We start from the raw sequence: 21,061 nt of genomic DNA, 5'->3' as shown, positions 1-21,061 counted from the left end.
TGTGATTGAATACATCAAATCTCAGAAGGTTCCTTTCAACGACGAAACTGCTCAGAACGTAAAAACCGCTTTTGAGTCTGTTGCTCATGAATTGGAAGGTCAGATGGCCGGGCGGTCGGCTCAGGCTGACAAAATCCTGACAGAGTTTAGAGGGCCCTATGCCCATGTCTACAAAGCTAATGCGGAGTCTGCACTCAGCGACCTAGCTCAGCTCGCTAAGTCTTTGAAAGACGTTGGGTATCTCATGGATCGTGCTGCTGAGGCGGCTAGAGAAGCTAATATTTATGTTGCAGGACGTCTGGCTAAATTGGGGGTTGATTTCTTAGCGGTTGACGCGCGTATATATTCATCGATTGGTGACGCACTATTAAGTGGTGAAATCCCACCTGCCCCTTCACTTCCAGCGGTGCCCTCACCCACACTCTCGCGATTCCAAGCTCCCTCTAAGGCTCCTACTGGAGTCGCTGCGCCAACCGTCTCAGGTATCCCGCAGAATATCCGCGAGGGTGCCAACTCCCTTGACACTATGGACTCTAAATTTGACGGAAAGGTGGCTGATCTAAAAAAGGTACTTGAGGATTACAACACTAACTGCACATGGGCTCCCATCGATGTAGGTGAGCTACCTGATCAACTGGGAGCGTGGCTGGCAAGTAATAAAGACGATAACATCTGGCTTCGTAGTATCGCGGATGAGCTTGAACGGGCAAACGATGGTAATGCGACCGCCGTTGCCTCTATGCCCTACTCCGCTATGGAAGCTGCTGTTGGGCGAGCCGGAAGCTTTTCCCGTACATGCCTGAGAATCGATACACCAACCATTCGGGGTTCTGAGAGTTCAGCTGGTTATATCGGTGACCCTGTCAACGCTGCTACCGGTAACTTTATTGAGCCCGAAACCGACCTTGCTTTTACCGGTGCTTCCGCCGCTTTGGCTCTTACCCGCATGTATAATGCGGTGGACTCCAACGCCGGCGTTTTTGGGCTGGGCTGGTCTTCACCGCTGGATATGCGCCTAATCTTGACCGACGAGAACGCTACCTGGGTTAAGGAAGATGGCCAGCACCTGATTTTCCCGCGTCAAGGGGAGGGCTGGGACCGCGCCCACCTTCATGCTCTGTGGCTGACCCGGGAGGATGCTTCACAGCTCCCCGTTGAACTTGCTCCTGCACCTGCTGAGGTTTTGGTTGTCCGCGATAACCAGGGTGCCTGGTGGGCTTTTACCCCTGCCGGTGAGTGGCTGGCTCACGGTGCTACTACCGGTGACGCTGTTACCGCCACCCGCAATGCCAGCGGTGAGATTACCCGCCTGCAGCATGTGCGTGGCCGGTTCATTGACATTGAGTATTCCGATGGCCGGGTTGCTTACGCCCAGTCCCATGACGGCACCCGTGTTGAGTACTTCTACAGTGCCTCAGGTTTGCTGACCGGGGTTTCAACCCCCGTGGGTACTCGCTACTACGCTCATAATGAGGAGAACCTCATCTGCTCTGTCACTGCGGCAGACGGCACGGTTGAGGTTGAGAACTTCTACGATTCCCTGGGCCGTGTGCGTTCCCAGAAGTACCCGCACGGCGTGGTGCGCCAGTACTCCTACCTCTCTAATGGCGTAACCCTGGTGACCAATGAGGACGGCTCGCACGCTAACTCTTGGATTTCTGATGCCCACGGCCGCCTGGTGGGTATGATTGATGCCCAGGGCAACCGCCAGTCCATGGCTTATGACACCTTCAATAACCGTGTTTCCGTTACCGAACGTGACGGCTCTATGACGGTCCGTGCCTACAATAAGCGCGGTCTGCTGACCCGTGAAGTAACCCCCGAAGGGGCGGATTTTACCTACGAGTACGATGAGCACGACCGTATCACTACTTTGGTGACTGCTAGCGGTGCAGTGGTTTCGTACGAGTACGCCGATGCTAGCGGTGCTGACCGCAACCCCTCCACTCTGATGGATGCCCTGGGTGGGCGCACCGAGATGGTGTGGGAACAGGGACTTCTGACCTCTATGGTTGGCCCTACCGGTGTGCCTATGACCCTGACCTACGATACTTTTGGCGACATTGTGGGGGCTACTAACGCCCTGGGCGACCGGGTGAGTTTTGAACGTGATTCTGCTGGTCGCGTGACTAAGATTGTTACCCCGCTGGGCCACACTACTTCCTTTACCTACGATGCGGCTGGCCAGCTTGTGGCTCGTGAGGATGCTGACGGTGCGCTCTGGCGCTTTACCTATGGCGCCGGTGGGCAGGTTAAGACTCTTACAGACCCGCTGGGTGCAGTCACTACCCTGGAGTACAACTCCGCTGGTGAGCTTGCTAAAGTAATCGACCCATTGGGGCGTGAAACCACCCGGACTTTTGACTCTATGGGCAATATCAAGTCCGTCTTGACGGCTGGCGGTGCCCGGTGGAGCTTTGAGTACGATGAGCTGATGCAGGGTACCTCCGTTATTGACCCCCTGGGCAATAAGTGGTTGCGAGAGTTTGACGTTAACGGTGAGCTGGCTGCTCTGGTTGATCCCACTGGTGTACGTATCACAGCTGAACAGAAGCGGCAGGCCGGTATTTCCCAGGTACGGAATGCCTTTGGCACCTACACTTCGCACTATGATTCCTACGGCCGTTTGGTCAAGGAAACGGGTGCTGACGGGTCCGAGGAAATCTACACTCACGATGCCGCGGGTAACGTGGTTGAGGTTCTGGATGCGGAGGGCAACCTGACCCTGATTGGGCGTGATGCTCGCGGGCAGATTACTTCTATTACCAGCCCTGAGGGCCGGGTCACCACTTTCACCTACGATGCGTGTGGCCGCCCTGAGACCATGACCGAGCCGACCGGTGTGGTAACTACTTTGGAGTACGACGCGGATTCTCGTGTGGTCGTGCGTTCAACTTCTGTCGGTGAGCGTGAAGAGTTAACCTACGATGCTACCTCCCGCGTGATTGTTCAGCGGACTAACAGCAGTACAGCTCGTTATGCTTACGATGCCTGTGGCCGTTTGACCTACGCCGCTGATTTGAAGTTTGGTACCCGTCGTTTTGCCTATGATGCTGCCGGTCAGTTGGTCTGTGCTACCAACGGTCTAGGCGGTAAAACCCGTTATACCTACACCCCCGATGGTCAGGTCGCCTCGATGACTGACCCTACCGGTGCGGTGAGTACTTTTACCTATGATGCCGCCGGTCAGCTACTTTCTACGCGTGATGCCCTGGGTAGGGTTACTACTGCCCGGTACGATAAGGCAGGCCGTCTGGTGGGTACTACTAGCCCTGATGGGGATCGGTTAGAGTACACCTACGATGGTGCCGGTTTGTTGGCGACTACCCGTTTTAATGCCCGGTTGCTTTCGCGTGTTGAGCGTGATGCGGTTTCTCGTACCACTCGGGTTTTTGATTACACCGGGTATGGGGTTTCTTTGGTTGATGAGGGCCAGGGTGCGCCGGTGGTGCATACTTTGGTTGCTGACCGTTTGGGTCGTTTGGCAGAACACTCTACTTGCGGTGGGCTTGTAGGGGATGGGCATAGTGTGCGTATTTCCTACACCCCCGATGGTAATCGCCGGACCGTTGACGTTGATGGTGTGGTCACCGAGTACTCCTACGATGAGGGCACCGGGTTACTTTCTTCCCTGGTGCGTGGTGCCAGCGGTGAATCGGTGTTCTATCACTATGACCGGGGTGGGCGTTTGTCGAAGGTGACTGACCGGTCGGGCACCGTGTTACGTTCTTTTGACGTGGTACCCACTGCGGTTCGGGTCTCTGAGGGTCAGAGCGATAGCACTGACGGCAGCCAACCTGCTTATCAGGCTGATGGTGGCTGGGCTTGTGTTGAGCAGAGCACTACCGCAAGTGGCGAAGAGGTTACCCGGACTACCTATTACAGTGCTGAGGGCTTGGTTATCGGTGTGGATGATAGCGCTGATGGGCTTCGTCTGTTTACCTATGATGATGCGCACCAGCTCACCGGTGTTGTTTCTAGTGCGGGTACTCATTCTTTTGTGTATAACGATGCTGGTTTTTTGATTCGTGAGGTAACTGCTGCTGGTGTTAGCCGTGAGTATTCTTATGATGCTGCTGGGCAGCTGGTACGGCTTGAGGACTCTGAGGCTGGGGTTTCTGAGTTTGTTTATGACGGTTTGGGCCGTCGTGTTCAGCATCGGGGTGCTGATGGTTCGGTGCGTGAGTATGGGTTTTCGCCGGTTGGTTTGTTGGCGCAGGTTGCTGATGATGGTGCCTCGGTGGTGCGTTTGTGGAATGATGCTTTGAGCCAGACTGCCGGTGTTGTTGGTGCTGATGGTTCTGCACCGTGTGAGCTGGTGTGGGATCCTGCCGCTGCTGTTCCTACTGTGCTGGGTACCGGCGGTGTGCCGGTGTCTTTGGCTACCGGTGTTGGTGTGGATTTGTTGGGTGCCCGCGGTGTGGACCCGTTTGCCGCTTCGCCGGTGGTTTCTGAGTTTGGTTCTGGCCTGGCCGGTGGTGTGACTGCTGCGGGTTCTGTGCAGGTTGCTGGGCTGGAAGTTCTAGGGGCTCGCGCTTATGACCCTGTTTCTCGTGGGTTTATGAGCCCTGATCCTGTGGTGTCGCCTGTGGGCGCTGGTTGGGGTGCGAATGTTTATTCGTTTGTGGGTAATGCGCCGACCGCCTTGGTGGACCCTTGGGGTACTTCGCCGATGACTGCTGAGCAGTTTGGGGATTATCGTGCTGATACCTTGGGCAGAACCTGGGATAAAGGCGTGAAATGGTGGGACGATTACGGGCCGTACGTTACCTTAATCTTTACAGTTGTCGTGGCGATAGCTCTCTGTTTTTTGGCCCCACCTATTGGCGGGTTGATGCTTGAGGGCATGTTGATTTCAGGTGGCCTTGAACTGCTCTTTCAAGGGATAAATCTGTGGATTACAGGGGAGCCTATTAACTGGAAAGAGGTGGCTAATGCCACCACCATTGGGGGCTGGACCGGGGGCATGGGCGGAGCAATTTTCTCCGTTGTTGGCCGTATAGGGACGAAGTTAGGTTTTGCTTCTAAGTTTTTTGATGATGCTGCCAATTGGTTCCGTAACCTGAGCCCTAAAATTGATGACTTTGCGAATAAGCTCATCCAGTATGGCGATGATATCTACAATTTTGCGGGGAAGGGGAAGGCCTATTTCAACAAGGTTTTTGCGCCGTTTCAGGCGTTCGGCCAGAGACTTCAGTCCATCGGTAATTCATTGATATCGAAGATTCCTGTGGTTAACAGAATCGTTGAGTTCAATGCCCAGATGAGTACGCGGTTTGGAGTGATGTCTGCGTGGGTGACTGCTTTGGCGAATACCTTTAAGGAGGTTGGCGAAGCAACGGTGACTAACGTGATGGACTATGCCATGAATACGCCCTTGAATGAGCAGACTCCTGAGGGGTATCTGCGGGCGGTGGCTGCTGCGCCTATTAGCTCCCTGCTGGTTCCAGCTTATACATCAAAGCCTGTGCAGAAGGTCCTGTATAAATTGGATGTCCCAACGGTTATTGTGACAAATCTGTCTGATGTGGTGGGCGATTATGCTGAAGGGTTCACGAACTACCTTATCAAGGAGGAAGGATTCAACATCCCTAAGGCGCATGACGAAGGGGTGAAGAGTGTGTCTGAAGGTGTGACTGAGAAGGTTAACGAGGCAAGGAAAGAAAGATCGAAAAGAGTAAAGGCTGTGAAAGGGAAATAGATGGAAAAGAGGAAATGGACTCGTAAAGAAATTCTCTGGGGTGCATTTTTTGGAATTTTTTTATTGCTGATGTTTCTGAGTGTTCCAGCTATTGACTATATAAATTTTCACTATGCTGAGCCAAAGGAATGTACTGTTGAATCGGCGAGGTTTTCCGCAGGCGGGAGTGGGTCAAGAGTTGCTTCAACGAAGAACAAGATGTGGATTGAAACTCTTGAGTGTGGCCCTATTATTACCTATAAGGTTAAGGGTGGCACCAATGATCTGTTGAAGAATATTGATTTGGTGAACCAGTATCAGGGGCAGAAGCTGGTTTTTATGATTGGTCCTTTGTCGTGGAATCCGGGGAATACTGCTGCTGAGTATGTGATTATTCCGGAGAAGTAGTCGTTTTCTTGGTTTTGTGGTGTGAATATCTGATAGGAGTTTAGGTGTGGTTGCTACTTTAGTTGCTTTGCTGTGTACTGCTGTCCTGTGCGGTGGGCTGGCTTTTGTGTGTGCGGCTATTGCGGGGAGTCCTGCTGTCGCTAAGCTTCTTTACTATGTGGTGGGGCTATTTTTTGCGTTTGTGGCTATGGTTGTGACGTCTTTGATGTTTTGGGTTTTTGGGAGTGACCCTGCTTTTAGTCGCATTTTGACCGGCGTGCTGTTGGGGTACATCGGTGCTGGCCAGGTTCTTTTGAGTGCGCTTTTGGCACAGAAGTTTGGTGGCTCGTAGAGGGTGTAGTGTCTCGAGGGCAGTTGTTGCTTCTCCTGTCATGGGGTAGGTTCGCGGGTGGCCTTGGGGAGACAGCACCGGTACAAGGTAGCTTCTAGTAAAAATGCGATAGCTGTAGAAACTACTGAGTGCGGATTAATTATCGTCCCTAAAGTGGTTGGTGGCACTGATGACCTGTCGAAGAATATTGATTTGTTGAACCAGTATCAGGGGCAGAAGCTGGTTTTTATGATTGGTCCTTTATCGTGGAATCCGGGGAATACAGCTGCTGAGTATGTGATTATTCCTGAGCAGTAGCTGGCTTCTGGATGTTCGTCGTCCTGTTTTTCGGAGAAGGTAGGGGGTGCTGGTGAAAAAGGTTTTTAACAATATACGGGAGTATTGGATTCATTATGTGGCCTTTTTTGTGCTATTTTCTATGGCGATGATTCCTGTTCAACGGTACGCGGATTCGCACTATACCCAGGAGATGACCTGTACCGTGAAGTCTGCCTCGACCGTCTGGCGTATGCGTGGTTCGGGAAAGGCTGGTGCGTCGAGTCCTGATTCGTCTGTTGTGACGGAGGAGTGTGGGACTTTGATGCTTTATCGTCCTGTGTTGGATGGTGTGGGTATGGAGGAGACGACGGGTAGTTTGGTGGTGGGTAAGAAGTATATTTTTGTGGTGAATAAGTATCTTGTATTCGATAATTTCTATAATATTCAGGATATTAAAGAGGCTGATGGTTCTCCTGTAAATTTTGGGTCTTCTGAATAGTTTTGGCTTATGCCTGTGTACTTAATTTAGTGTGTAGTTTTATTTTGTTAGGGTATTTTTATGTTGCTGGGTGCTCTTACGGGTCTTGTTGTGGCCGGTGTTAATGTTCCTTTGTCTAATGTTTTGGGGCGGTCTCTTGGTAGTCCGGTGAAGTTTTTGGTGGTGTATTTTCTGCTGGGGCTTCTGGTGGTTGCGGCGGGTACTTTTATTTGTATGCAGTTCCTGCCGTTGTCTGCTGTTCAGAGTTTTGCGTCGTGGGGTTTGTTTATTCACCTGTATGTGGGGTGGACTAAGTATAGGGAGTTGAAGGGGGCTCAGGGTAAGGGTCTCTAGGGTGAGATTGAGTCTACGCTGAGTCGGGCTGAGCCGGGTGAGAAGTATGAGTTTATGATTGGTGAGACTGGTGTGGATAGTTGGGGTCAGCGGAAGATTTTTTCGTTTTCTGGTCCTGTTGAGTAGTCATCTGCTTGTTTGCGTGCTTCTGGATTTAGGCCGGTACCGGTATAGGTTTCTGGTTTGTCTGTTGTGGCAGTGTCGGCGGTGTTCTTGTGTGTTCGGTTTGGGTGCACGGGGGCACCGTCGTCTTTTGTTTTTGCTGGGGTTTGTGTGGTGTTCTTGTTGAGTCGTCCGGTGGGGTCTTTGAAGTCGGTGTCTTTTGATGTGGGCTCTGGTGGTGGTTTTGATGATGGTGGTGCTGTGCGGGATCTAGGGTTGTTGGGTTCTGGTGCTTCGGGTGTGCAGGCGTCTGTGGGGGTTATGGTTGAGAGTGTGAGGGAGGGTTCTGGTGAGTAAGTCTGTAGGTTCTGTGCCTGTGCAGGAAGGTGTGGGGCGGGCGAAGACTCTTGGCGGCAGGATTGCTGCTGGGGTTGCTTTGGTGCTTGTTTTAAGCCCGATGGTTTATGGGGTTTCCTGGTTCTTGCTCTCGCCTTATTTTAATCGGGTGTTTCATTATGAGAAGCAGTGCACTATTGAGTGGGCTGCCGCTGGTGAGAGCCGGTCTAAGTCGTATTCGGGCAATCCGTATATTTATGTGCAGACTTCGGATTGTGGTGGTTTGAGGTTTAAGGGGGATCGTCATGGGTTGAGGCGTGCTGAGGTTGCTGAGCGTATTGATGCTCTTGCTGGTCAGCGGGTGGCGGTGGATGTGGGGTATTGGCAGATGTTTGGTCCTGGTGAGTTGTCGGTTGTGGGTTTTGAGGGGCTTGATTTGGGCCGGTAGGTCCTGGTTTGTCTGGTGTGGTAGTGGTGGCGGTGCTCTTGTGTGTTCGGTTTGGGTGCATGGGGGCGCCGCCGTCTTTTGTTTTTGCTGGGTTTGATGATGGTGGTGCTGGGCTATCTCCTGGTAGGTGGATTGGGCGGTGTATTCACCAAGGCGGTAGCGGCAGGAAATGTGATCAATTATTTTTTGGGCAATGGCCACCGTAGTAGCCGATAACCTGGCTAGATAGGTTTGAGGTGTGCGTTTACGCCAGGGGAGGGCGTTTCCCGGGGTGCGCGTGCTACTAGGAACTGAAAAATGTGGCCTTAGCTCGTGCTCTTGCGATGGGGCGGGTCTGTGCTAACAGACTAGACTCAGCAACTCCTTCTGTGTTTGACGCGCAAAGTTGTTTCTAACTGGATGTCAGTAATCTTGGCCGAAGGTGATATCCCATATTCGGAGTCAAAGACCCTCTTGGATAGAGGAGCGGGCAAGGTGCTACTCATACAGGCGGGGGATAGAGCCCTCCCACGCTAAGTTCTACCGATAAATACTAGAACGATGCCCTACCTCTAAGGCCAGAAGCACCAAGGCACCTTGGTCAATATCCAAAATCACTCGGTAAGACCCCACACGGTAACGCCACAGTCCTGAGTAGTTACCGGTCAAAGCCTTACAGTGCTCCTGCGGGTACTCAGAGATTTCCAGCTTCTCTAGCTGGTCTACAATACGCTGGGCAACTGGCTAATCCAGCTTTTTGAGCTGTTTGAGGATCCGAGGGGTCAGCTCTATTCTCCAGGTCTTGCTCACAGGTCAAGTTCCGCGCGAGCTTCTGCCAGGCTGTAGGTTTTTTGCTTACCTGAGCGTACCGCTTCAGCATCGGCTTTCAGGGTAAAGGCGTGTTCTATTTCTGCCAGGTGCTCTTCGAGTAGGGTGTTGATATAGAAGGAGACGGGGCGGTTAGTCTGGTGGGCTAGGTTTTCTAGGCGTTGGCGTACATCGTGGGAGGGGCGGAAGGTGAACCCTTTTCGTGCTTTTGTTTCTATAGTCATACCTTAATCGTATTACACGTCATTCACGGATGCTAGAGAGTAAGTGTAGGAGGGTGGGCTTGTTCAAACCTGCTCGGAGATAGAAAATAAAAGAATTAGCGGAAATTTTAGGTTGGGGCGGGTAGATAGAGACCAACCCAAGCGCGGTCTGTCGCTGGGGTTTGATTAGGCTCGTGGGTAGTTGGAGAGGTGGTTTGTGTGGCTCTTGTTGATCAAGACCGTGGTGGTAAGTCTGGGGCTGGTAGTTTAGGTCCTCGAGGGCGTAAGATTTTTGATTTCATTCTTTATGGGTTTATTTTTCTGGTTCTTGCTTATTACTTTGGTGATATGTATTTTTACCGGACGGTTGATTGTACTGTTGTGGGTGCTGAGGCTGTCAGTGGTGGGGGTGGTTTGCGGTCTGCTGGTTCGCGTCAAAGTGTTAATACTGAGACTGAGGAGTGTGGGCTGCTTGTGTTCGTAATGATGCAGAATGAGGGTTTCGATAGTGGGCAGGATTTGGCTGATGAGTTGAATCGTCATCGGGGTGAGCGGTTGCGGTTTCGGGTGAGTTATTTGTATGTGGGTCATTATGAGGCTCGTGCTGTGGAGTTGGAGGGTTTTCCTATTCGAGACTAACCGGCTAGGCCTCTGCACTCAGACAGACCCTGTGCTGAGTAGGGCCGGCAAGCCCCACACAGGGCGCCCTCACCACCAAGGCTAAGAGCACAAAATCTGACTCTCCTCCTCACAAGCCCTAGAGCAGGGCACTCCACAAGCGACAAAGATTCTCTGTCACCTTATGGCGCAATGGCCGGTAAATCCACTCGTCATAGCGTAACTTCTTACACACAGCGATATACTCGTGGGCCACCTGCTCCAACTCCTTGACCATATCCGAGCTAACAATGAAAGTTGAGACCTCAAAGTTCAAGGCAAAAGAGCGCGGGTCCATATTTGACGACCCAATGAAAGTGATCTCCTGGTCCACGATCATGAACTTGGAGTGCAGAACGGTTGGCCCAGGGTACTGCTGAATATTAACACCGGCCCGTAGCAGTTCCTCATAGTAGGAACGCTGGCCCATAATGGGCAGAAACTGGTCTCCCTTTTCGCAGACAATCAGGGTTACCTCGATACCGGAGAGCGCCATATTGGTGAGCGCCTGCAAAAGCGTTGACTCGGGCACAAAGTAGGGGGAGCAGATAATGATTCGCTCCTCCGCGTTGTAAATCAGGTGGTTAATCAGGCGCAGATTATTTTCGGTCTCATAGCCCGGCCCTGAGGGCACTATCTGCGCCAGGGGCGGTTGGGCGTCCAGGCCCGCATTATCCTGGGCCTCGATATCCGCATCAATCTCGTTGAGCAGTAGCTCCTTAGTTTCTGCGTACCAGTCAGAAACAAAAACAGCATTAAGCTCGTGCACAACGGGGCCGGTGCAGAAGAAGCACAGGTCTTTCCATTCCAGCCCCTTCTGCAGGTTCTTCTTGAGGTTATAGGTGCGGTCGATAGCGTTTTGGGAGCCGGAGAAAGCAAGCTGCCCATCAATCACCACAATCTTTCGGTGATTACGTAGGTCAGGGCGCTGCCACTGCCCCTTCCAGGGTTTCAAGGGCAACATCAGATGCCAAGGGACCCCCGCCTGAGTAAGCCGCTCTTGAAGCTCCCGCCAGCGCGGGTACTTGCGGGAACCAATATGATCAATGAGGATGCGGACAGCAACCCCACGCTGGTGGGCCCTAATCAGCGCCTCCCAGAGAGGCTCAGTCGTGGCATCTAACCCGGCGATATAAAACTCTAGGTGAACGTAGGTCCGGGCTCTATCAATATGTTCAGCTAACTCCTGGATGGATTCATTGTTGTGGTGGCGTAGCTCAAAACTGTTGCCCCCAATCAGGGGAAGGGCCCCCAGCTTGTAGTTGAGCTTGGCAGCCACCCGAGCCGGCTCCGAAAGAGTAGCATGACCCAGGACCGCCTGATCGCCCTCAATAGCGTCCTTAATGATCCTGTTCATGGTGCGTTGCCGGCTCAGACGATGCTTAGGGACCAGGTTAGAACCAAAAATGAGGAAGGCAAGTAGCCCCACATAGGGTATGTAGAAAATAGCCATCAGCCAGCCCAGCGCGACCACCGGCTTACGGTTATAGGGCAACCAAAAGATGACGGTTAGGCGGATGATGAGATCAAAAACTACTAAGGACACCGAAAGCCAGTCAGGCAGGTTGGTGATATTGAGGAAGGGCAGACCAAGATTCACCCTCCCAGTCTACCGGCTAAGATACGGTGGCCAGCGGAATCACAGGCTGGAACCCTTGGGGTAGGCTCCGAGCGGGCCCTGCACTAGACTAAGGGGAGTGAACACCTCTGCGCAGGAAACAAGGCCAGCTCCCTCCGCCCGCCAAAGGCGGCGCCAACGCACCCACGCCGCCATACATGGAGCGGCTCTTGACCTGGTCGCTGATAAAGGCTTCAAAGCAGCCACCACCGACGAAATCGCCCAGAAAGCTGGCGTCAGCCCCCGCACCCTCTTCAACTATTTCGCGGCCAAGGAGGACGCCGTCCTGGGGCTACGCCCACCGGTTCTGACCGACCAGATACTAGAACAGGACCAGACCAGGAAGGAACTCTACATTTTTGAGCGGATCGCTCACCTACTGGTTGACATACTGGTGACTTCCATAGACGGACCCAGCTACCCCCAGCTGAGGCTACTCCTAGATACCTACCCGGAACTCCGCTTCCGCATGCGCACCCACCACCTAGCCTGCGAGAACGTTCTGGCTGACTTCCTGCGCTCAGTGGACTGGCAGGCTTTCTCCCAGCAGGGCCGCAAGGGCCCCTTCATCTACCGGCCCTGTGGTTCACCCACCCCGCTCAGGGAGCACAACGTTCAAGCTGCCCTCTGCATTACCTCCGCTCTGCTGCGCTACATTGACCTCACCCAAGGCATACCGGACGGCCCCCAACGAGATACCCTCATCAGAGAAGCCGTATCAACCTTCCGCCACCTACTGCGCGAAGACACACCAACAGACCCGCCCTCACAGGGCACCCCCTAACCCCGGATCAAAGGAGAACCTCATGAAAATACTTGCCCCCACTTCCATTCGCCTCAAGGAAGAGCTCCTAGGCCTGACCGCCCAGGACCAGCTCATCAGCTACGACCCCGCCGCAAATATCTCCCCCGAGAACTACGACGCCGACGTACTGATCGCCTGGGGCAACACCAACGACCAGCTCAAAGACGCGGCAACCAACCTCCACAAGGTAGAGCTGGTTCAGGCGCTCCTGGCTGGCCCCGACCAGGCCCGCGCCGCAGGTTTCCGCCCCGAAGCTGTCATTGCCTCCGGTAGCGGCCTGCACTCAAAAACCGTTGCTGAGCATACCCTAGCGCTGGCCCTCAACTTTGTGCGTTTCCTGCCCACCCTGGCTGAGCATCAGGCTCAGAAGCATTGGGCCGGTGAGCTGGGTGGCCCCCAGGAGCTACACCCTGCCCACCAGGTCACCACCTTACTCGGCGCCAACGTCACCATCTGGGGCTTTGGCTCCATCGGCACCGCAACCGCCCGTCTCTTCCAGGCCTTCGGTGCCAATGTCACCGGTGTAGCCCGTAGCGCAGGGGAACGCGAAGGCTTCCCGGTTCTTGCTACTGAAGACATCGACAGGGTTCTACCCACCACCGACATCCTGGTCATGATTCTGCCGAACTCGGAAGAAACCCAGAAGGCTTTGGATGCCGCCCGCCTAGCTCAGCTGCCGGAACGTGCCTATGTGATCAATGTGGGCCGTGGCCCCACCCTGGACCAGGGCGCTCTCATTCAGGCCCTTAAAACCGGTTCTATTGCCGGTGCGGCCCTGGATGTTGTGGAAGAGGAACCTCTTGATCCTGCCGATCCGCTCTGGGATGCCAAGAACCTGGTTATTACTCCTCACTCCGCTGGTGGTCGCCCCGTGGAACCGGAGCCTTTGATCGCTCAGAACCTGCAAGCTCTGCGCGACCAGCGAGCAGGCAAGACCGCTAACTGGCGCAACAAGATGAACTAGTTACCTGCCCTTCTCGCCCTCAGCGCCAGGCCTCCCTGCCCCTTTCGCCTGCTAAGGCTCACACGGTTTTACACGCCCGTAGGCGGTGCTCCCGTTAGCACCCCTTAACGCCAGCCCCGCCGAGCCAGCTAAGGCTCACACCGCCTGCGGGCTGAGCCTTGCTCTCCAAAGCTCATAGAATAAGGCCGCTCCACCCGTCATGGGTGGAGCGGCCTTATCTCTGAACGTGTCTAAAGATCCGTTCTAGCTAACGACCGGCCCTGTTTCTTCCAGTAGCTTGGCGCGAAGCTCACGGCGCTGGGCCTGAGCATCGGGATCAGGTAGGGGAACAGCAGCCAGCAGACGCTGAGTATAGGCCTGTTTGGGGTGGCGCAGGATCTGCTCACGCGTCCCCTGCTCCACAATCTCCCCTCGGCGCATGACCGCAATACGGTCGGCCAGAGCGTCAATAACAGCCAGGTCGTGGGTCACAAAGAGGCAGGCGAAGCCCATCTCCTGCTGAAGCTCCTGGAAGAGTTCCAGCACACGAGCCTGCACAGACACATCCAAGGCACTGGTCGGTTCATCGGCGATCAGGAGCTTAGGCTTGAGCGACAGCGCACGGGCAATACCCACACGCTGTTTCTGCCCGCCCGAGAGCTCATGCGGGTAACGGTTACGGTAAGAGCGGGGCAACTCAACCCGGTCGAGTAGCTCCTCAATCCGCTTCTGTAGAGCATCGCCCTTGGCCTCACCGGCCAGCATCATAGGCTCCCCAATAGATTCACCAATGGGCAGTCGGGGGTTCAAGGAAGAAGAAGGATCCTGGAAGACCATGCCAACATCCTTACGCACCTGGGCCAGGTCCTTACGGCTGGGTTTGCGCATATCAACACCACAAACGTTCAGCTCACCCTCGGCAACCTGCAAGAACCCCACGGTAGCGCGGCCAATGGTGGACTTACCGGAGCCGGACTCACCCACCAGACCCAGCACCTCACCGGCCCGGATCTGAAGGTTAGCGTCGGTAACCGCTCGGAAGGGACCAACCCGACCCTGCTTGGGGTATTCCAGGGCAACGTTCTTAAGCTCCAGGATAACCTCACCATCTGCCTTGGGCGGGGGGAGTACCTGGTTGATGACAGCCGTTGGCGGGCGCTGGCCTTCAGCGGCATCGTCAATGGCCGCGTTCACATCAATCTCATCACCGCCCAGGTGGAGCACCGAACCTAGCAGAGCCTTGGTGTACTCGTGCTGGGGGTTATTGAAGATATCGTGGATTTCACCGGTCTCCACAATCTCCCCTCGGCGCATAACCGCTACCCGGTCAGCCAGGTCAGCAACAACACCCATGTCGTGAGTAATCAGAATAATTGCTGAGTTGAGCTTCTTCTGCAAGTTACGCATGAGCTGAAGAATCTCAGCCTGCACGGTCACATCCAGTGCCGTAGTGGGCTCATCGGCAATCAGGAGCTTGGGGTTGGTGGACAGTGACTGGGCGATCATAGCGCGCTGGCGCTGTCCACCGGACATCTGGTGCGGGTAGGAATTAAAGGCCTTGACCGGGTCAGGCATCTCCACCAGCTCAAGCATTTTAAGAGCTTCGTCTTTAGCCTGAGCGGGTGAGATGTCCTTGTGAATGCGGAGGGTCTCAATAATCTGATCCCCCACGGTCATGACCGGGTTCATAGCGGTCATAGGTTCCTGGAAGATGACCGCGACCTCTTCACCGCGCACGCTGAGCAAGTCGGTATTAGAGAGCCCAATCAGTTCACGGCCGTTGAGCTTAACGGATCCAGTGACCCGGGCGTTCTTGGGGAGCAGGCCGATCATACCCATAGAGGAGACGGACTTACCGGAGCCTGATTCACCCACAATAGCGAGTACCTCACCGGCATGAACCTCGTAGCTGAGGTTAATGGCGGCGGGAACCCACTTGCGTTCGACACCGAAGTCGACGCTGAGGTCACGAACTTCAAGCACCGGGCTAGCGGTCTGCTGAGTTACTGGAGTATTCACTAGTTTTCCCAACTCTTAGGTTTGGTTAAGGAGTTTTATCTTGTAGAGCGGTTTTTATCTGAGAGAATCTAAAGACTATGAAGTCTCAGTATTTGCAGAACCCCCCGGTACGTTTTAGGACCAAGACAGCTGCCCTCTACACCTGGTGTGCGGGCCTTGTTGCTCTTAGCGTCCTGCTGGCTTTGGCCTACAGCGGCGGCCCCTTAGCCCTTCTCAAGCAGGGGTGGGGTGCACTGCTGATAGCCTACGCCATCTGGTACCTGCTGGGCCGCTCGGATGTCCTTGTTGACCAAGACGCAATTACCGTGCGCAACCCTTTTGTGAACCATACCGTTAACTACGCGGCCCTGATTGATATCTCGACCAGGTACCACCTGACCCTGGTGACAGCCACTAAGCGCTATCAGGCCTTCGGGGTGCCCGCCAGCGGTATGCTTGCCTCCCTCACGGCTCACCGTCAGGACTTACGCAATCTTCCCGCGATCACCTACGCTGTCGGCTCTGCTGTGCGGACTTCGGATTTACCGAACTCAGCGGCAGGTGCCCTGGCCCTGATGATTCGGGGCTACTGGCAGGAGCAGGTAGAAGACGGTGCCCTTGACGGTGTTGAGCCGGTTCAGATATCCACCCTTGATTTGCGGGGGATCCTCACTTGCGGCGCCCTGGTCTTCTTGACTGTGGTAGGGCTCTTCCTTTAGCTAGGAGGGGGTCTGCTTTTTCTCTATAGGTTTATGGGTGGCGGTGGCTGCTTGTTCAGCCACCGCCACGGTTCTCAAAGCTACCGGGGCTGGCTACTGAACCTCAGAGTTTACCAGCACCGGGTGTACCGGAACCGGGAGCGTCGGGGCCGACGGTCTCCGAGGGGCCTGAGCCCTGCTGGGTGAGCTCAGCATCCAGGCTGGTCCGTGCTAGGCCTGCCTCAGCCGGGGCTGTCTGACCGCTTACCCCCACACCGTTCTCCGCTGAGTGGGCGGTACGCTCGGTGGCTTTCTTGGGGTTGAACTTCTTCTGGCGAGGATCAAAGGCATCTCGCAGACCATCACCCACAAAGTTGATAGCCAGTGAGATTACTAGGATGAAAAGCCCGGGGAACCAGAAGAGCCAGGGGCGGGTTGAGAAAGCTGACTGGTTAGCTGAAATCAGTGACCCCAGCGACCAGTCCGGCGCTTTAATGCCGAAGCCCAGGTAGGAGAGGGCGGTTTCGGTTAGGATGGCCGTACTCATCATCAGGGACACATTCACGGTTACTACACCAATAGCGTTGGGCAGAATGTGCTTAAAGATGATCCGCAAATCAGAGGCGCCCGCTAGACGGGCGGCATCAACGAATTCGCGTTCACGCAGGGAGAGGAACTCGGCGCGCACCAGACGGGCCAGGGAAGCCCAGAAGAGCAAGCCCACCACTACACCGAACATGATGGTATTCCAAATACCGTTAAAGTAGCTACCGGCTAGCTTACCCAGTACGGCGGTCAGCAGGATCAGGGGGATGATGATCACCATGTCGGTAAAACGCATGATCAGGGTTTCAACCCAGCCCCGGTAGTAACCTGCCAGGCCCCCAAAGAGTACCCCCAGGAAGGCCGCGATGGCGGTAATGATGGTAACCACTAAGAAGGTATTTTGAACACCGCGCATGGTCATGGCAAAGAGGTCGCGGCCGGTAGCGTCCTGGCCGAACCAGTGCTGGGCGTTAGGGGCTGCCCCATTGACGGATGGGTTCATTTCGGTGTAATTGTAGCCCCACCAGCCGGGCACCGGGCCCACCCCAATGGAGGTGACAGCCAGTAACAGGATCAGCCCCAGGAGAACCAGGGAGATAACGGCACCGGTGTTCTGGCGGAAGCGCTTGCGGACAATCTGCCCCTGAGTTTTACCCACCGACTCCTGGGCCCGGATGTCCACGTTGGTCTCTAGGGCCCGCATAGCGGTGGTTTCGGTGGTGGGCTCTGCGACCGAGCCCTTGTTGGTGGTTTCGTTGGTGCTCATTATGCTTTCACCCTCACGCGCGGATCAAGTGCTGAGTAGAGAAGGTCAGCAACCAGGTTAAAGGTCAGTGCCATGATGCCTGTCAGCAAGAAGACACCCATGACGGGGTTGGGGTCCGTTTGGGCCAGCGCGTCCAAGAAGAGGGTACCCATACCCTTGAAAGCGAAGATGCGTTCGGTGATAGCTGCACCACCGATAATCGACCCAATATCCATAGCGATAATGGTTGCTAGGGGGATCAGCGCGTTGCGGAAGGCGTGCTTCATGACCACGGAACGTTCGGAGACACCCTTGGCGCGAGCCGTGCGGATGTAGTCCTGGTTCATGATCTCCAACATAGAGGCACGTGAGTACCTGGAGTACGATGCCAAGGAAATCAGCGTCAGGGCGACGGTGGGCAGGAGGATATGGGTCATGGTGTCAATCCCATGGATCCAGAAGTCACCCTGCAAGTTGGGGGTGGAGGCGTTAGCCGTTGGGATAGGGCGACCCTTGATACGGCCGCTGTTGAGGTAGCTGGGCCAGGCCTGCATGAAGCGGTCTGCGATAATCAGCAGCGCCATAGCTAGGCCGGTGAGCATACCCACACGGGCCCCCTGGCCCTTGTCGTAGCCACCCCAGACCAGGCCCAGAATGACACCCAGGGCCATAAAGGCTGCCGTGACGATGACGACCATCAGCAAGGTAGCTTGCGCCAGCAGACCTTGAATGGGGAAGTAGGCCACAAGACCGACTACCACCATGCTCAGGCCAGCTCCCAGGGCACGGCGGTTGCGCAGGCCGGAGACCAAAACGGTGAAGGTCAGGGCGGCAACCAGGCCCAGGGGAAGAATGAAGGGGATCCCCAGGAAGGGGGTCAGGAACCAGTGGGTGGCAGACACAAAGATGATGGCCCCAGCGGTTAGGGTGAAGCCCACCAGACCCATGAGGTAGCGGGTCTTTTGCTTGCCGAAGGAGGCCGCATACCAGAAGAGGCCGGCTAGGGCCGAGATCAGCAGGGTGGTGGGAATAGTTACCACGGGGTTTCGCAGGAAGTCGTTAAAACCAATGGCCAGGAATTCCTTGAGCAGAACTGCAATCCAGAAGGAGGGCAGGGAGAAGAAGAGAAAGCTGGCGAAAGTAACGGTGTAATCCAGCCCGGAGTACTGGCGCAGAGCCGAGACAATACCCAGGCAGACACCGACTAGGATAGCCAGAATTGTTGCGGCAAGCACCAGGGTCAGGGTCTGGTAGACGGCGTTAGAGAGCAACTGGGTGACCGGGGTACCAGCCAGGTTCTGCCCGAAGTCACACTTACCGGCAAAGCAACCCAGCACACCACCTAGCCACTTGAAGTAACGCAGAGGGGCTGGGGTGTCCAGGTCGAGGGCCGCAATGCGCTGGGCAATCAGGGCCTCTTTATTGGGGGAGGTGGAGACTCGTAGCTCTTCAAGGGGATCACCGGCAATAGCTACGAGGTTATAGATCAGAAAGGAGGCACCAAAGAGAATGAAAACCGCGGTAATCAAGCGCCTCACGGAGTACATGAGCATGATAGGTTCCTGGTGGGTTGGGGAGTTAGAGGTGCTGGGGTTACCAGCCTAACTCAATAGCCAGAAGGCGCGGACGCTGCTTGAGCGTCCGCGCCGGGGAACAAGCTACAGGGCTAAGAAGTTCAGCCACTGTGGCGTGAGCTGAGCATTTGCTAGCTACTAGTTAGCAATATCCCATTCTTCAATGTTCCAGGTCAGGGGCTGAGCGCCTGCCTTAGGCTTGACCCCGCTCAGGAAGTCGCTGTAGGAGGTAACAGCAATGGACTGGAAGAGGGGCAGACCGTAGCCGTCCTTGAAGGTTTCGGCATCGGCAGACATCTTGAGCTCGTTGATCTTAGCTTCATCGGTGGTCTTCATGATCTGATCAGCAGAAGCATCCACGCTGGCGTTGGAGTAGCTGTTGAAGTTGGATGAAGAGCCTGTCTTGAAGATCTGGCCCAAGGTGCTGTTACCTACACCGGGGGATACCCAGCCGAAGATGGAGGCCTCGTAGTCACCACCGGGAAGCAGGGTGCCCCACTGCTCGCTACCGGCGTCCTCTACCTTGAAGCCAGCCTTCTCTGCGGACTCCTTAATCATCTGGAAGGAGTTCACACGGTTGGAGTTCTTGGAGTTGTAGAGAATGCGGATGGTGGGGGTCTTACCGTCCAACAGTTCCTTGGCCTTGGCGATATTGGCGTCCATATCATCCAGGGGGTACATGTCGGAGTTGTTGGTCTCCACAGTCTTCTTGTAGTTATCGGCATCCGAAACTACGTAGAGCTGGGAGTTGAGAACCTCAGCCTTATCGTCCATGGGCTTAATGAGCTTGTTGACGATGTCCTGGCGGGGAACGGTCAGCAAGAAGGCCTTGCGCACGTTCTCATCGGCGAAGGGGGAGCCTTCCTTCATGTTCAGGTCCAGGTGATCGTAGGACTGGTCGGGCTGGGTCTCGGTGACAACGTTCTCCAGGCTCTCTAGCTGGCTGACGGTGTCGATGGAGGCCTGGGGGGCAACAGCGTTGACGTCGCCGTTCTGCAGGGCCTGTACCTGGCCAGCGGCATCGGGCAGAACCTTGAGGATGACTTCGTTGATGGCGGGCTTGGTCTCGCCCTGGTATTCGGGATTGGCGGTCAGGGTAACTGACTGGTTCTCCTGAACTCCGGTCACCAGGTAGGGGCCGTTACCCACGGTCAGGGCCTTGTTGCTGGGCATGGTGGTGGTGTCAAACTTAGTTTTCCAGGCATCAGCAATCTTGCGGAGGTTTTCGTTCTCCTCGCCGGGGGTGGCGGTTTCCAGGGTCTGAACCAGGGTTTCTTCGTCCATGCCAGCCAGTTCAGCTACCACGTGAGCGGGCTTGCCGATGTCGTAGGCAATCTCCCAGTCAGCAAAGGCCTGGGGGTAGTTGAAGGTAATGGAGCGGCCGTCTTCACTGAGGGTGGGCTTACCGGCTTCCTTGAGGCCCTGGGTGTCACCGGCGTACTCAAAGTAGCTAACGGCGTCTTCGCCTTCACCGTCAAAGTAACCTGACTGAGAAGCCCAAGCCAGCAGCAGGTCACCCTTGTCGATCTCGTTGCCGTCGGACCACTTCTGGCCCTCGTTGACGGTGTACTCGACCTTGATGCCGTCGCCGTCATCCTTCTTCTCGTAGCTGCCGAACCAGTCATTGTGGCGGACCTTGAGCTCATCGGTGATGGTGTAGAAACCGGTGTTGGTCATGGTAGCAACAATGGCGTTGGTGTCAGTGTTACCCGTGGCGGTTCCAATGTTGAGGGACGAGAACACGTTAGTGATCGCAATGGATACAGACTTATCACCCGATGAACCTGAACCACCACCGGCGGTGTTTGATGATCCGGCGCAGGCCGAAAGGGCGAGTGCGGCAACGGCTGATAGGCCGAGCGCTGATGAGATACGGGTTGTACGCATTGGCGTCTCCTCGTGTGAAGGGGAAAAATTCGGTGGCTTGTGGCCCACACTTAGTCCGGCCTGAGCCGGTCTAGCACCAACCAGAGGGATGGGGTGTGGTGAGTCACAAAACCTGTACTCTATATATTAGGCTACTTCTTAGGGCACCCGCCACCTGAACCCTCCTTTGGCTGAAAAACTTTCAT

Annotated in this window: 18 protein-coding genes; 11 read left to right on the top strand and 7 right to left on the bottom strand. The window is 55.1% G+C overall.

Features of this window, described 5'->3' with window-relative positions; genetic code table 11:
- Position 1 precedes the first annotated feature (1 nt).
- From ACN085_RS07545 to ACN085_RS07515, 7 genes are all read left to right on the top strand, one after another.
- Entirely contained in the window at positions 2-5,701 is a 5,700-nt protein-coding gene (locus ACN085_RS07545; RefSeq protein ID WP_419111105.1) for a DUF6531 domain-containing protein, read from the top strand.
- Positions 5,702-6,088: a hypothetical protein gene (locus ACN085_RS07540; RefSeq protein WP_419111104.1), complete on the top strand. Its 387-nt coding sequence runs from the start codon at positions 5,702-5,704 to the stop codon at positions 6,086-6,088. It begins immediately after the preceding gene.
- A 46-nt stretch (positions 6,089-6,134) separates the two neighbouring features.
- The gene (locus ACN085_RS07535; RefSeq protein WP_419111103.1) at positions 6,135-6,419 is read left to right on the top strand and encodes a hypothetical protein; all 285 of its coding nucleotides are present in this window, start codon (positions 6,135-6,137) and stop codon (positions 6,417-6,419) included.
- A gap of 57 nt (positions 6,420-6,476) precedes the next feature.
- Positions 6,477-6,716, top strand: coding sequence for a hypothetical protein (locus ACN085_RS07530; protein ID WP_419111102.1), 240 nt, complete (start codon positions 6,477-6,479; stop codon positions 6,714-6,716).
- A 52-nt stretch (positions 6,717-6,768) separates the two neighbouring features.
- Positions 6,769-7,176 (top strand): hypothetical protein, encoded by a 408-nt coding sequence (locus ACN085_RS07525; RefSeq protein WP_419111101.1) that lies wholly within the window; start codon positions 6,769-6,771, stop codon positions 7,174-7,176.
- A 60-nt stretch (positions 7,177-7,236) separates the two neighbouring features.
- Complete coding sequence (locus tag ACN085_RS07520; protein WP_419111100.1) at positions 7,237-7,509, top strand: hypothetical protein; 273 nt, start codon at positions 7,237-7,239, stop codon at positions 7,507-7,509.
- A 451-nt stretch (positions 7,510-7,960) separates the two neighbouring features.
- On the top strand, positions 7,961-8,395 hold the full coding sequence (locus ACN085_RS07515) for a hypothetical protein (RefSeq protein ID WP_419111099.1): 435 nt from the start codon (positions 7,961-7,963) through the stop codon (positions 8,393-8,395).
- A gap of 519 nt (positions 8,396-8,914) precedes the next feature.
- Here ACN085_RS07515 and ACN085_RS07510 read toward each other — a convergent pair.
- Both ACN085_RS07510 and ACN085_RS07505 read right to left on the bottom strand, forming a co-directional pair.
- Positions 8,915-9,103 (bottom strand): type II toxin-antitoxin system RelE family toxin, encoded by a 189-nt coding sequence (locus tag ACN085_RS07510; protein ID WP_419111199.1) that lies wholly within the window; start codon positions 9,101-9,103, stop codon positions 8,915-8,917.
- A 77-nt stretch (positions 9,104-9,180) separates the two neighbouring features.
- Positions 9,181-9,426, bottom strand: coding sequence for a hypothetical protein (locus ACN085_RS07505; protein ID WP_419111098.1), 246 nt, complete (start codon positions 9,424-9,426; stop codon positions 9,181-9,183).
- Positions 9,427-9,624: 198 nt separating this feature from the next.
- On the opposite strand from ACN085_RS07505, the gene ACN085_RS07500 reads away from it, so the two are divergent.
- Positions 9,625-10,044 (top strand): hypothetical protein, encoded by a 420-nt coding sequence (locus ACN085_RS07500; protein WP_419111097.1) that lies wholly within the window; start codon positions 9,625-9,627, stop codon positions 10,042-10,044.
- 118 nt (positions 10,045-10,162) lie between these two features.
- Here the strand turns inward: ACN085_RS07500 and cls are convergent, their stop codons facing one another.
- Positions 10,163-11,662, bottom strand: coding sequence for a cardiolipin synthase (cls, locus tag ACN085_RS07495; protein WP_419111096.1), 1,500 nt, complete (start codon positions 11,660-11,662; stop codon positions 10,163-10,165).
- A gap of 97 nt (positions 11,663-11,759) precedes the next feature.
- On the opposite strand from cls, the gene ACN085_RS07490 reads away from it, so the two are divergent.
- On the top strand, positions 11,760-12,464 hold the full coding sequence (locus tag ACN085_RS07490) for a TetR/AcrR family transcriptional regulator (protein WP_419111095.1): 705 nt from the start codon (positions 11,760-11,762) through the stop codon (positions 12,462-12,464).
- A gap of 22 nt (positions 12,465-12,486) precedes the next feature.
- Positions 12,487-13,449 (top strand): NAD(P)-dependent oxidoreductase, encoded by a 963-nt coding sequence (locus tag ACN085_RS07485; protein ID WP_419111094.1) that lies wholly within the window; start codon positions 12,487-12,489, stop codon positions 13,447-13,449.
- Positions 13,450-13,692: 243 nt separating this feature from the next.
- Here the strand turns inward: ACN085_RS07485 and ACN085_RS07480 are convergent, their stop codons facing one another.
- Positions 13,693-15,447: an ABC transporter ATP-binding protein gene (locus tag ACN085_RS07480; RefSeq protein ID WP_419105229.1), complete on the bottom strand. Its 1,755-nt coding sequence runs from the start codon at positions 15,445-15,447 to the stop codon at positions 13,693-13,695.
- Positions 15,448-15,524: 77 nt separating this feature from the next.
- On the opposite strand from ACN085_RS07480, the gene ACN085_RS07475 reads away from it, so the two are divergent.
- A complete protein-coding gene (locus tag ACN085_RS07475) occupies positions 15,525-16,145 on the top strand; it encodes a PH domain-containing protein (RefSeq protein WP_419100365.1) in 621 nt (206 codons plus the stop codon).
- A 103-nt stretch (positions 16,146-16,248) separates the two neighbouring features.
- Here ACN085_RS07475 and ACN085_RS07470 read toward each other — a convergent pair whose 3' ends face one another.
- The 3 genes from ACN085_RS07470 to ACN085_RS07460 all read right to left on the bottom strand — a co-directional run bounded on the left by ACN085_RS07470 (position 16,249) and on the right by ACN085_RS07460 (position 20,876).
- Entirely contained in the window at positions 16,249-17,436 is a 1,188-nt protein-coding gene (locus tag ACN085_RS07470) for an ABC transporter permease (protein WP_419111093.1), read from the bottom strand.
- Entirely contained in the window at positions 17,436-18,968 is a 1,533-nt protein-coding gene (locus tag ACN085_RS07465; protein WP_419111092.1) for an ABC transporter permease, read from the bottom strand. Before ACN085_RS07465 ends, ACN085_RS07470 begins: the two co-directional genes overlap by 1 nt.
- A 159-nt stretch (positions 18,969-19,127) precedes the next feature.
- Positions 19,128-20,876: an ABC transporter substrate-binding protein gene (locus tag ACN085_RS07460; protein WP_419111091.1), complete on the bottom strand. Its 1,749-nt coding sequence runs from the start codon at positions 20,874-20,876 to the stop codon at positions 19,128-19,130.
- Positions 20,877-21,061 lie beyond the last annotated feature (185 nt).

The organism is Rothia sp. P4278 (genome assembly GCF_048512945.1).
In the GTDB taxonomy this organism is placed as follows: Bacteria; Actinomycetota; Actinomycetes; order Actinomycetales; family Micrococcaceae; genus Rothia.
This window is presented reverse-complemented; position numbering and strand designations above follow the sequence as displayed.